This is a genomic window from Enterobacter cloacae complex sp. ECL352 (assembly GCF_020149545.1).
GTDB classification, from domain to species: Bacteria; Pseudomonadota; Gammaproteobacteria; order Enterobacterales; family Enterobacteriaceae; genus Enterobacter; species Enterobacter asburiae_B.
This window is the reverse complement of record NZ_CP083709.1, coordinates 2,387,695-2,400,157: the sequence shown is the minus strand read 5'-3', so window position 1 is coordinate 2,400,157 and position 12,463 is coordinate 2,387,695. Positions and strand designations below refer to the sequence as shown.

The window sequence follows — 12,463 nt, the reverse complement described above, 5'->3', positions numbered from 1 at the left end:
AAGGTGTTCACATGAGTTCGTTATATCAATCCATGGTCGCGGTGATTGAGCAGTCAATTACCCCGCTGGCCGCAAAGCTGGGCCAGCAAAAGTATGTGATTGCCATCCGCGACGGCTTTACCGCCGCGCTGCCGTTTATGATCATCGGCTCGTTTATGCTGGTGTTCATCTTCCCGCCGTTCTCGGCGGATACCACCAACAGCTTTGCCCGCGGCTGGCTGGATTTCTCCCAGACCTATCGCGAACAGCTGATGCTGCCGTTTAACCTCAGCATGGGCGTGATGACCTTCTTCATCTCGGTGGGAATTGGGGCGAGCCTGGGGCGTCAGTTCAACCTCGACCCGGTGATGTCCGGCCTGCTGGCCTTTATGGCCTTCCTGCTGGTCGCCGCGCCGTATGCCGACGGCAAAATTTCGACCCAGTATCTCTCCGGCCAGGGCATCTTCACCGCCCTGATCACCGCCATTTACGCCACCCGCGTTTACGCGTGGCTGAAGCAGAACAACGTGACCATTCGCCTGCCGAAGGAAGTACCAACCGGCGTGGCGCGCTCGTTTGAGATCCTGATCCCGGTGATGGTGGTGATCGGCACGTTGCACCCGCTGAACCTGTTCATTGAAGCGCAGACCGGAATGATCATACCGCAGGCGATCATGCACCTGCTGGAGCCGCTGGTGTCCGCGTCTGACTCCCTGCCCGCCATTCTGCTCTCCGTGCTGCTGTGTCAGATCTTCTGGTTCGCCGGTATTCACGGCTCGCTGATCGTCACCGGCATCATGAACCCGTTCTGGATGGCGAACCTCTCGGCAAACCAGGCGGCGCTGGCGGCCGGCGCGGCGCTGCCGCACGTTTACCTCCAGGGCTTCTGGGATCACTACCTGCTGATTGGCGGCGTAGGCTCCACGCTGCCGCTGGCGTTCCTGCTGCTGCGCAGCCGCGTTACCCACCTGCGCACCATCGGCAAAATGGGCGTGGTGCCAAGCTTCTTCAACATCAACGAACCGATTCTGTTCGGCGCGCCGATCATCATGAACCCGATGCTGTTTATCCCGTTCGTGTTCGTTCCGCTGGTCAACGCCTGCCTGGCGTACGCGGCAACCAAACTCGGCTGGCTGGCGCAGGTCGTCTCGTTGACCCCGTGGACCACCCCTGCACCGATTGGCGCCTCGTGGGCGGCAAACTGGGCGCTGAGCCCGGTGGTGATGTGCCTGGTCTGTATGGTGATGTCCGCGCTGATGTACCTGCCGTTCCTGCGCGCCTATGAGCGTACGCTCATCAAAAACGAAGAGCAGAAGGCCCAGGCAACCGTCGGCGCCGCCGAGACCGCCAGCAATTAAGTCAAAGAGGAAGAGTCATGAAATACGCATTTCCCGATAATTTCTGGTGGGGCAGCGCAAGCTCCGCTCTCCAGACGGAAGGGGCAAGAGAGGGGGAAACCACGTGGGATTACTGGTTTGCCCGCGAGCCGAACCGTTTTCACAGCGGCGTGGGGCCGCAGCAGACCTCCACGTTTTATCAGCACTGGAAGACGGATATTCAGCTGTTAAAGCAGCTGAACCACAACAGCTTTCGCACCTCGATTAGCTGGGCGCGCCTGATCCCTGACGGTATCGGTGAAGTGAACCCGGAAGTGGTCGATTTTTACAATCAGGTCATTGATGAGCTGAATGAACAGGGCATCACGCCGTTTATGACCCTGTTCCATTTCGACATGCCGATGGCGATGCAGGAGATCGGCGGCTGGGAAAACCGCGACGTGGTGGACGCCTACGCCCGCTATGCGCAGATTTGCTTTGAGCTGTTCGGCGATCGCGTGCTGCACTGGTTTACCTTCAACGAGCCGATCGTGCCGGTGGAAGGCGGTTATCTGTACGACTTCCACTACCCGAACGTGGTGGATTTTCGTCGGGCAGCCACCGTGGCGTACCACACCGTGCTGGCCCATGCGAAGGCGGTCCAGGCCTACCGCGCCGGGCATTACGCGGGGGAGATTGGCATCGTGCTGAACCTGACGCCGTCGTACCCGCGTTCGCAGAACCCGGCAGACGTGAAGGCGGCGCACATCGCGGATCTGATGTTTAACCGCAGCTTCCTTGACCCGGTCCTGCGCGGCGAATACCCGGCAGATCTCGTAGCGCTGCTGAAATCCTGCGATCAATTACCCGCCTGTAAACCGGAAGACGGCTTCCTGATTGCGGAAGGGAAAATCGACCTGCTCGGCGTGAATTACTATCAGCCGCGTCGCGTGAAGTGTCGCGACAGCGCGGTGAACCCGCAGGCGCCGTTTATGCCGGAGTGGTTCTTCGATAATTACGAGATGCCGGGCCGCAAGATGAACCCGTACCGCGGCTGGGAAATCTACGAGCCGGGTATTTACGATATTCTGGTTAACCTGCGCGACAATTACGGCAACCCACGCTGCTTTATTTCTGAAAACGGCATGGGCGTCGAAAACGAGCAGCGTTTTATTGAAAATGGCCAGATTAACGATCAATACCGCATCGAGTTTATTTCCGAACATTTAGCCTGGCTGCATAAGGGTATTAGCGAAGGGTGCAATTGTCTCGGCTACCATATGTGGACGTTTATTGATAACTGGTCGTGGTGCAACGCGTATAAAAATCGCTACGGATTTATCCAGCTCGATTTAGCGACGCAGAAACGCACCATTAAGAAAAGCGGAGAGTGGTTTGCCGCTACCGCGTTAAATAATAGTTTTGAAAAAGAGTAATGATGATGATCGCATTAGAAGAAGCCGTAATGGAAATTATCGTCAATGCCGGACAGTCCCGCAGCCTGTGCTTTGAAGCACTGCACGCGGCGCGCCAGGGCAATATTGACGAAGCCAAAAGCCTGCTGCGCGAAGCCGACGGCTACGCGCGCCAGGCGCACAAGATGCAGACCAAACTGATCGAGCAGGATGCGGGCGAAGGCCGTCAGCCGATGACGTTAATTATGGTGCACGCGCAGGATCATTTAATGAACTCCTTATTAGCGCGTGAACTGTCCGAAGAAATTATTCATTTATATCAGAGATAGTCTATGGCGAAATAATTACTGTAATACCTCTGTACCCTAAATAGAGATCCACTTGTTCTGATGATAGCGACATACTCTGTCAGATCGGAGCGGGATGGTTATTGTCTGAATAAAATTAAACTATATTGAGATAACCATGAATACGATTAAAAAACTTCCATTAACCATGGCGGTTATCGCCGCGCTTTGCCCAATTTCCGTGCTCGCACAGGAATTCACCCAGGAGCAAATTGACGCCATTGTGGCGAAAGCGGTGGATAAAGCCCTGGCCGAACGTCAGGCTAAAATGGATGCGGCGGTCGCGAAAAAAGCGGACGTGGTGACCGAGCCGCAAAGCGCGGCGCAATCTCCGGATATGGCGATCCCGTTCGGAATTAAATTTACCGGCTACGCCCGCTACGGCGCGCACTTCCAGGCCGCCGATCAGAAATACGTCGCGGTGGACGGCTCGTACAACGGCGCGTCCGCCATTGGTCGTCTGGGCAACGAAGGCAACGGCGGGGAATTCCAGCTCTCCAAGGCCTTCAAGGGTGAAAACGGCGCCATCTGGGACGTTAACGTGATGATCGATCACTGGGGCGACGAAGTTAACCTGAAAAAAGCCTACGCGGGGGTGACCAACATTATGGCCTCCAACCCGAACGCCTATTTCTGGGCAGGCCGTGACTTCCACCAGCGTCCGCAGCAGGGCATCAACGATTACTTCTGGATGAACCACGACGGCCAGGGCGCCGGGGTGAAGAACTTCGACATCGGCGGCGTGCAGTTCGACGTGGCCGCCGTGGCGGCGGTGGAATCCTGTAGCCCGGAAGTGATGGAAGATGAAGCCAACCCGTCGCGCATCACCTGTACCGGCGGTTCCGGCACGGGCGACAAAGGCAACTACGCCGCGACCTCAAAAATCCACGGCATGAAGCTTGGCCCGATCGACATGGAGCTGTACGCCAACTACGGCTTTGACTCCAAAGCGGTGGAGAGCGACGAGCGTCTGAACGCGTGGCAGGGCGGCGTGGTGTTGAGCCACACCAACGACAGCGGCGTGAACAAGGTGATCGCCCGCTACTCCGATAACGCGGACAACAGCGTGTTCAACAAAACCGAGGATCTGACCACGGTCTACGCCAGCTTCGAAGGGCTGTATAAATTCACCCAGGCCACGCAGGTGGAGTACATCCTCGCCTTCCACGACTACGACAACAGCCGCGATAAGACCGACAACCGCAAAAACTACAACGCCATCGTGCGACCGATGCACTGGTGGAACGACGTTCACTCCACCTGGCTGGAAGCAGGCTGGCAGCATGTAGATTACGACAACGGCGGCGACAACAAGGGCTGGAAGCTGACCCTGTCGCAGAACATGTCTATCGCCATGGGGCCGGAGTTCCGCCCGATGCTGCGCTTCTACGTGACCGGCGGCAAGGTGGATAACGAACGCACCGCGCGCGTGAACAACACCAAAGACGAAACGCTCGACGACTTCAACGTCGGCGCGATGTGGGAGGCGTGGTTCTAGGCAAGGTAGAAGCAAAACGGCAACGCAAGTTGCCGTTTTTAGTGTTTGCTCCCTCTCCCCGTGGGTGTACGGTCCGGGGTGAGGGCATCAGGCCGCACGCAACCATGCTATGCTGTTGACCGAATTAACGACAACATCGCAGGGGAGAAAATGGGTTCCACACGTAAAGGGATGCTAAACGTCCTGATCGCCGCCGTTTTATGGGGCAGTTCCGGCGTTTGCGCGCAGTACATCATGGAGAAAAGCCACATTTCTTCGCCTTACCTGACCATGGTTCGCCTGCTGTTTACCGGCGTGATCCTGCTGACGCTCTCCTTCGTTCACGGCGATAAGATTTTCTCGGTCATCAAACATCGCAAAGACGCCCTCAGCCTGCTGATTTTCTCACTCGTCGGCGCGCTCACCGTGCAGCTCACCTTCCTGCTGACGATTGAGAAATCCAACGCGGCGACCGCTACCGTGCTGCAGTTCCTCTCGCCGACCATTATCGTGGCCTGGTTCGCCCTGGCGCGGAAAAAGCGCCCCGGCGTCTTTGTGCTGTCGGCCATCATGACGTCGCTTGTCGGTACGTTTCTGCTGGTCACCCACGGCGACCCGACCTCGCTCTCCATCTCGCCTGCCGCGCTGTTCTTCGGCATCGCCTCGGCGTTTGCCGCCGCGTTTTACACGACGTATCCGTCAACGCTGATCGCCCGCTACGGCACGCTGCCGATTGTCGGCTGGAGCATGTTGATTGCCGGGCTAATGCTGACGCCGTTCTACGCCGGACGCGGGACCACCTTTGTGATTGACGGCAGCCTGCTGCTGGCGTTTTTCTACCTGGTGGTGATTGGCACGGCGCTAACGTTCAGCCTGTATCTGAAAGGCGCGCAGATGATCGGCGGGCCGAAGGCGAGCATTCTGAGCTGCGCCGAGCCGCTGAGCAGTGCGCTGCTGTCGGTGATTTTGCTGGGAGTGGCGTTCACCCTGCCGGACTGGCTGGGGACGCTATTGATCGTGTCGTCGGTAGTGCTGATTTCGATGGATTCGAGAAGACGGGTTCAGACATCGGCGTAGCCTGATGCCCTCACCCCAACCCTCTCCCACGGGAGAGGGAGAAAAGCACTACTTCGCCTTCACCTTCCCCGCCACCAGCAGCGCGGTCAGCAGCATCAGCGTGCCGGAGATCACCAGCGGTGACGTCAGCCCCAAATGGTCGAGCGCCACGCCGCCAATGGCCGCGCCGCAGGTGTTCGCCAGCTGGATCACCGCCACCTGAATCGACCCGGCTTTTTCCGCCTGATCGGCAAGCGTGCGGGTGATCCACGTCGACCAGCCCACCGGCACCAGGGCAAAGGCCAACCCCCAGATAATCGCGATGGCAGACGCCACCCACTTATCGCTGCCCCACAGCACCAGCACCGCCGCGCTCGCTGCCAGCACCAGCGGCGCACCCGCCAGCGCCACCTTCAGGGAGCGTTTCAGGAACTGGGAAGACAGCGAGGTGCCGACAAAGCTGGCGATACCAAAGCTCAGCAGCACCAGCGTCAGGCCGTCCACGTCAAAGCCCGCCATGGTCATAAACACCGGGCGGATGTAGGTAAAGAAGGCAAACTGCCCGGCAAAGGACATAAAGATGGCGGTCATCCCCGCCAGCACGCCGGGGCGCTTCAGCAGCGCGAACATGTTCTGTTTGTGGTGCGCCGCTTCGCCCGGCAGGGACGGCAGTGCTTTCCACACCCAAATGATGCAGAGCAGGCCCATCACCGCCGCCGCGTTAAAGACGTTACGCCAGCCGATAATCCCGCCGAGGAAACTGCCTAACGGCGCGGCGATCACCAGCGCGATAGAGACCGCACCGAAGATAACGGAAAGCGCTTTTGGCACCGTCCGCGCGGGCACCAGTCGCATGGTCAGCGAGGCCGACATCGCCCAGAAACCGCCTAAGCCCAGCCCCAGGCAGGCGCGCCCCAGCAGCAGCAGGGTGAAGCTTTCCGCGAAGGAGACCAGCAGGCAGGAGAGCGTCAGCAGCACGCTGAACAGAATGACCACCTTGCGACGGTCGATGGTGCCAATCACCTGGGTGATAAACAGGCTGGCGAACATCGCCACGAAGGCGGTAACGGTGACGGACTGCCCCGCCACGCCCTCGGAAATGCCCAAATCCTGCGCCATCGGCGTCAGCAGGCTCACCGGCAGAAACTCAACGGTAATCAGGCAGGCGACGCAGAACGCCACGGCGAAAACGGCCGACCAGTTGGGGCGAGAAACCTCTTTGGTCTGCGGTCTGGTCGTGGGCTGGATATGTTCTGTCATGGCGTCACCTGAAGATAAAAACGTGCGGAAAAGTCGCGCAGTTTATCATCAAAAGTGTGACGGATTTAACGATTTGACAACTTTTGTCGTTTTTACAGGGGATCAGTGCAGGTAAAACACGCCCTCTTCCGGCAGGAAGAGCTGGTTATAGCGAAGCTGGAAAGCGTTTAGCTCCTGCGGATCGGGCTCCATCTCGCGCATGAAGCCAAGCGCCAGGCGAATTTGCGCATCGGTAATGGGTGCAGCAAGGCGGGCTTTACGCAGCATGCGGTGCCAGGCGTGCAGGTTCTCTTCGCTGCCGTCAACGATGCAGACCTGCCAGATCAGCAGCACCTGCGCAGCGTTTTGCAGATGCGCCTCGTCGGGGCGTTCAAGATAACGGATAAACTCATTGCCGGGCGTTTTTCCGAACTGGTCGATCATCGACTCAACCGGCATCGGGGTGATCCCCAGACGCTCGCTCAAACGTTTGATGGCGCGGCGGGAATCTGAGGTCAGGACGCGAAATCCCACCACAAACACCACGGCAAGCGTTGCCAGCATTATCCAGACCATGCGTTCTCCTATGAATAGCCGCTCATCATAGCGGGAAACGCACGGCGTCGACAGCGACAGCCATAAAAAAGCCCGGCATCACACACCGGGCAAAGAAGTTACCTGCACACTCAGGCTGTTTTTAATTTCTGCGCGCGATTCTCACGGCGAATTTTACGTTCTTCCAGCACCGCGACCATCGCCATCAGGACGATACAGCCGATAGCCGCCGCATCCAGCGCCGCGAAGGTGCCCGCCCAGCCGGTGAGGCCGAAAATTGGCGTGCCGTCGGCGATCATCCCCAGACCCAGCTTGGCGAAGCTGTCGCCGATCAGGTAGGCGAAGGTGCCTTTAATCCCATCGGCGGCGCCGATCGCTTTTTTCGGTACGAAGCCGACTGCCGCCACGCCGATCAGCAGCTGTGGACCAAACACCAGGAAGCCGAGCGCGAACAGGGACGCCAGGTAAACGTACTGGTTGCTGGCATGCTGGTAGACGCCGAGCGTGGCGATAATCAGCGCCAGCGCGACGCAGGCCACCAGCGCACGACGGCCGTTGGCGAGATCCGAGAGCCAGCCCCACAGCAGCGTGCCGACCAGCGCGCCCACTTCAAACAGGGTGAAGCCCTGAATCGCCACTTCTTTAGAGAGCTTCAGCTCCTGGAAGGCATACACGGTCGACCACTGGTCGATGCCGATACGCACCACGTAGAGGAAGATGTTTGAGAAGCATAGCAGCCAGATCACTTTATTTTTCAGCACGTACTCAACAAAGATCTGCCATTTGGACATCTCGTTTTCTTCGGTCTCTTTATCCTCTTCGCTGATCTCCTCGCCGAACAGCTCTTCGGCTTTGCCGAGGCCGTAAGATTCCGGGGAGTCGCTGCCGTAGCGCAGGCCGATAAAGCCGACGATCAGGGCGATAATCGACGGGAAGATAAACATGCCGATCACGTGGCCGTCGAACAGGTAGTTTGCGCCAAACAGCGCCACGCCTGCCGCACCCGCCCCGCCGAGGTTGTGGGAGATGTTCCACATGCCGAGGTACGAACCACGCTTGCGGCGCGGGGTCCATTTGGTGATGGTGGAATAGCTGCACGACCCGCCGGTACTCTGGAAGAAGCCGCTCAGGGCGTAGAAGGCGATCATCATGAACAGGCTGACGGAGCCCGCGCCCATGCTGGCGCTGAAGCCGAGCATACAGATGGCGGAGAGGATCAGCATAAACGGCAGGAACTGCTTGGTGTTTTTGCCGTCCGCATAGTAGGAAACGACGGTTTTACCCACGCCGTAGGTGATGGAGAAGCCCAGGCCAATCATCCCCAGCTGCGTCATGCTCAGCCCGTAGGTTGAGATCATGTCGTTCTGCGCGATGTTAAAGTTTTTGCGGATCAGGTACATGGTCAGGTAGCCGATGAAGACCACCAGATAGGACTGCATGAACGGTTTGAACCACATCTTGCGCCGCACGTCGAGCGGCAGATCCAGGGTCGGCTTGCGCACCTGGTTGAGGAAGGCCAGCATGGTTTGCTCCTGAGCTGATTTTTACCTGCGAATGGCAGGCATTGTAAAAATCAGCCGGGAGAGATGCCTGAGACAGCGTCCAGGTAAAACCGGGAAAATTTCCTGGTTTTGCGCCATTCGGGGTGAAAAGGTGAGACGCATCACGCTTCGCTCACCTCGCGCGGCGCCTGCGCGTGCAGGAAGGGCAGCAGCAGCAGCGCGGAAATCCCCGCCGCGATGGCGATCACCGCAAAGAATCCGCTCCAGTGCCAGACGTCGATCACCCGCGCCAGCGGCCAGCCGGAGAGCGATGCGCCGAGGTAGGCAAACAGCCCGACAAAGCCCGTCGCCGCGCCTGCCGCCTCTTTGTGGGAACACTCCGCCGCCGCCATGCCGATCAGCATCTGCGGGCCAAACACGAAGAAGCCGATGGTGAAGAAGCACGCCGCCTGCATCACGTAGCTGGCGAACGGCATCAGCCACAGCGAGCCGACGGAGAGCAAAATCCCGGCGGCGAAAATCAGGTTCATCGGACCACGGTTGCCGTTGAACAGCTTGTCCGAACCCCAGCCCGCCACCAGCGCGCCGATAAACCCGCCCAGTTCGAACATCGTCACCGCCGAGTTGGCGGTCACCAGATCCACGCCGAGCGTCTCGGACATGTACAGGTTGCCCCAGTCGTTGATGGCCGCGCGCACCACGTAGACCAGCACGTAGCAGAGCGACAGCAGCCAGATGTACGGGTTTTTCAGCACGTACTTGGTGAGGATCTCCCTGCGGGTCAGCCCCGCGCCCTCCTGCTGCTGGGCAATCTCCATCTCGTCGTGCCGCCAGTCGCCCACCGCAGGCAGGCCGACGGTTTGCGGCCGGTCGCGCAGGCGCCAGCAGAGAAACAGCCCGGCGACAATCGCGAGGCCACCGGCAATCATCATCCCCGCGCGCCAGCCGTAGTGCAGCGCCGCCGCACCCACCACCATCGGGATCAGCGCCCCGCCGACGTTATGCGCGGTGTTCCAGATTGCCCACCAGCCGCCGCGCTCGTTGCGCGAATACCAGGCGGTGAGCAGGCGGGCGCAGACCGGCGCGCCCCAGCCCTGGAAAAAGGCGTTCAGCGCCCACAGCAGGGCAAAGGCCCAAAGCGACGTCGAGAAGCCAAACAGGATATTCACCACCCCGGTGGCGATCAGCCCAACGCCCATGAAATAGCGCGCGTTGGAGCGGTCGCTGACGATGCCGGAGAAGAACTTCGACAGGCCGTAGGTGATGTAAAACAGCGTCGCCAGCAGGCCGATATCGGTGCGCGTCATCACGCCGCTGGCGAGGATTTCCGGCGCGGCGGCGTTGAAGCTTTTGCGGGTGAAGTAGAACAGCGCGTAGCCGAGCCAGATGGTCATCAGGATATGGCGACGCCAGTAGCGGTAGCGGGCGTCGATTTCCGCTTTATCGCCAATCGGCGCGGCGCTGGCAGGGGTTTTAAACATGGTAACTCCGTAGCGGCAGGCTGACGCTGACGCGCGTCCCGTGGGTGCAGGAGAGGTTCAGCGTGCCGCCCAGCGCCTTCACGCGCTCGCGCATGCCCGCCAGGCCAAAGCCCTGCTGGCCGGAACCCGGCGGCAGGCCGCAGCCGTCGTCTTCAATTATCAGCTTCAGGCTGTCGTCCTGCTGCCAGCCCTGGATCGTAACCGCGCTGGCGCTGGCGTGCTTGACGATGTTGTTCAGCCCTTCCTGACAGACGCGGAACAGCGTCACGCGCTGGCCTTCGCTGAGCGTAGATTCGTTAATGCGCCAGTCGAGATGGCTGACTATTCCGCGGCTTTCCAGCTCCATCTCGCGCATCAGGGAACGCACCGCCTGCTCAAGCGTAAGGTCGTCAAGCTGGCGCGGGCGCAGTCGTCCTAACAGGCGACGAACGGAGTCATAGACGCCCAGCGAAAGCTGTTCGATATGCGCCCCGCCCTGCTTCACGCTCGCGTTTTCTGCCGCCAGGCGCTGGACAATGCCCGCCTGGGTGCGGATAGCGGTGATGGTCTGGCCGATATCGTCGTGCAGCTCGCGGGCGACCTCCTGCCGCACGCTCTCTTCGGTTTCCAGCAGACGCTCCGCCAGACGGCGGTTGCGCGCCAGCTCGGTTTGCAGGGACTGGTTCAGCTCGCGCAGGCGCTGAATGCCCGCGCCGAGCAGCAGCCCGGTCAGGCTCTGAGCCAGCAGGGAAAGCAGTAAATCCACAGGGTGATCGTGCCAGGTCTGGCTGGCAATCAGCGCGATGGCGTTCATCAGCGTGGCGATCAGCGCCCCCTGCCAGCCGTAGTGCCAGGCCAGGGCGATAATCGGCAGCGCCAGGCAGAACGGCGTGAAGCGTGAAAGCTCGGCGGGCAGGCCAAGCTGGAGCCACAGGCTCACCACAAACAGCAGCAGATACCAGATGAGGTGCCGGGCGCGCCAGTTCACCGGCTGGGAAACCAGCGCCGGGCCGAGCGGCTGCCAGACGGTGCTGGTGAGGTAGTGCCAGATCACGAGACAGGTTGGCGCCAGCGTCAGGCCGCCGGTCAGGGTCAGCAGCAGGGCGTTGAGCATCTCCTTCTCACCGACCCACGGAAGCGACTGCAGCAGCGCGGCGGCCATCAGCGCCGCCCCCTGACGCAGCAGCGTGCGCCAGTCGCGCTGGTGGCGGTAGCGGGAAATGAGAGCAACCGGGAGAAGCGTGAGCAGGCTTCCGGTCATCAATAAGGGCAGGTGCGCGAGGGCAACCTCCTGCGCCAGCCAGACCAGCATCAGCCATTCAGCACCGAGCAAAACGGGCCAGTAGGCGCGCGGACACTGGAGCATTAACCCCAGACGCAGGCCGAAGGGAAACAGCAGCACCGCCAGCTCCGGGCGTTCCACCAGGTGCAGGCTGATGCTCCACAGGCAAAACCAGGCGGCGGAGAAGATAAAAAAGCTGGCGACAACGGCGATCAGCCGTGAAAAAGCGGAACTCATTGCCAGCTGTCAAACATGCGGCGCGCCAGCTCGACGTCGTTGCTGACGTTGAGTTTTTCCATCAGGTTGGCGCGGTGGACGTGCACGGTTTTCGGGGACAGTTCCAGCTCGGCGGCAATCTCTTTCACCGACATCCCCTGCGCGAGCTTCTCAGCCACCTGGCGCTCGCGCCGGGTGAGCGGATCCTGACGTCCGGCCGCCAGCTTAATGGCGATATCCGGCGTTAAATAGCAGCCGCCGGTGGAGACGGTGCGTACCGCGGCGATCAGTTCGTCGGGGCTACAGCGCTTGGAGAGAAAACCGCGCGCGCCCGCGTTGAGGGCCTGCTCGACCAGCGCCGGGCTGTCGTGGACCGACAGCATGATCGTCGCCATCCCTTTCGGCAGCTGGCTTAGCAGCTCCAGCCCGGAGAGATCCGGCATCGAGATGTCGCAGATACAGACCTGCACTCCGCGCCCCGGCAGGCCCGCCAGCGCCTCGCGACCGGAGCCAAACTCGGCCACGACCTGAAAATCCGGTTCGAGGTTTAAAAGCTGGGCAAAGCCGGAGCGGACGATAAGGTGGTCGTCGATGAGAGCGATGGTGGTCATGTGTCTTC

At 60.2% G+C, this 12,463-nt stretch carries 11 protein-coding genes; 5 read left to right on the top strand and 6 right to left on the bottom strand.

The features are described from left to right. Positions 1-11: 11 nt before the first annotated feature. From LBF07_RS11705 to LBF07_RS11685, 5 genes are all read left to right on the top strand, one after another. Positions 12-1,337, top strand: a complete 1,326-nt coding sequence (locus LBF07_RS11705) for a PTS sugar transporter subunit IIC (protein WP_023309840.1) — start codon at positions 12-14, stop codon at positions 1,335-1,337. A gap of 17 nt (positions 1,338-1,354) precedes the next feature. Further along, a complete protein-coding gene (locus LBF07_RS11700; protein WP_224435035.1) occupies positions 1,355-2,731 on the top strand; it encodes a glycoside hydrolase family 1 protein in 1,377 nt (458 codons plus the stop codon). A 5-nt stretch (positions 2,732-2,736) separates the two neighbouring features. Beyond that, complete coding sequence (locus tag LBF07_RS11695; RefSeq protein ID WP_029741865.1) at positions 2,737-3,039, top strand: PTS lactose/cellobiose transporter subunit IIA; 303 nt, start codon at positions 2,737-2,739, stop codon at positions 3,037-3,039. A 136-nt stretch (positions 3,040-3,175) separates the two neighbouring features. Next, entirely contained in the window at positions 3,176-4,555 is a 1,380-nt protein-coding gene (locus LBF07_RS11690; protein ID WP_033144328.1) for a carbohydrate porin, read from the top strand. A 150-nt stretch (positions 4,556-4,705) separates the two neighbouring features. Continuing rightward, on the top strand, positions 4,706-5,611 hold the full coding sequence (locus tag LBF07_RS11685) for a DMT family transporter (RefSeq protein ID WP_029741863.1): 906 nt from the start codon (positions 4,706-4,708) through the stop codon (positions 5,609-5,611). Positions 5,612-5,659: 48 nt separating this feature from the next. On the opposite strand, the gene nepI is transcribed toward LBF07_RS11685, so the two are convergent. The 6 genes from nepI to uhpA form a co-directional block, all read right to left on the bottom strand. Further along, positions 5,660-6,850 (bottom strand): purine ribonucleoside efflux pump NepI, encoded by a 1,191-nt coding sequence (gene nepI / locus LBF07_RS11680; protein WP_033144329.1) that lies wholly within the window; start codon positions 6,848-6,850, stop codon positions 5,660-5,662. A 102-nt stretch (positions 6,851-6,952) separates the two neighbouring features. After that, positions 6,953-7,405: a DUF1198 domain-containing protein gene (locus LBF07_RS11675; RefSeq protein WP_021242696.1), complete on the bottom strand. Its 453-nt coding sequence runs from the start codon at positions 7,403-7,405 to the stop codon at positions 6,953-6,955. 110 nt (positions 7,406-7,515) lie between these two features. Beyond that, on the bottom strand, positions 7,516-8,907 hold the full coding sequence (gene uhpT, locus LBF07_RS11670; RefSeq protein ID WP_023333957.1) for a hexose-6-phosphate:phosphate antiporter: 1,392 nt from the start codon (positions 8,905-8,907) through the stop codon (positions 7,516-7,518). Positions 8,908-9,047: 140 nt separating this feature from the next. Beyond that, positions 9,048-10,367 (bottom strand): MFS transporter, encoded by a 1,320-nt coding sequence (locus LBF07_RS11665; RefSeq protein ID WP_094935454.1) that lies wholly within the window; start codon positions 10,365-10,367, stop codon positions 9,048-9,050. Then, positions 10,360-11,865, bottom strand: coding sequence for a signal transduction histidine-protein kinase/phosphatase UhpB (gene uhpB / locus LBF07_RS11660; protein ID WP_094935453.1), 1,506 nt, complete (start codon positions 11,863-11,865; stop codon positions 10,360-10,362). The genes LBF07_RS11665 and uhpB overlap by 8 nt, the downstream gene beginning before the upstream one ends. Then, a complete protein-coding gene (uhpA, locus tag LBF07_RS11655; protein ID WP_032626676.1) occupies positions 11,862-12,455 on the bottom strand; it encodes a transcriptional regulator UhpA in 594 nt (197 codons plus the stop codon). Before uhpA ends, uhpB begins: the two co-directional genes overlap by 4 nt. Positions 12,456-12,463 lie beyond the last annotated feature (8 nt).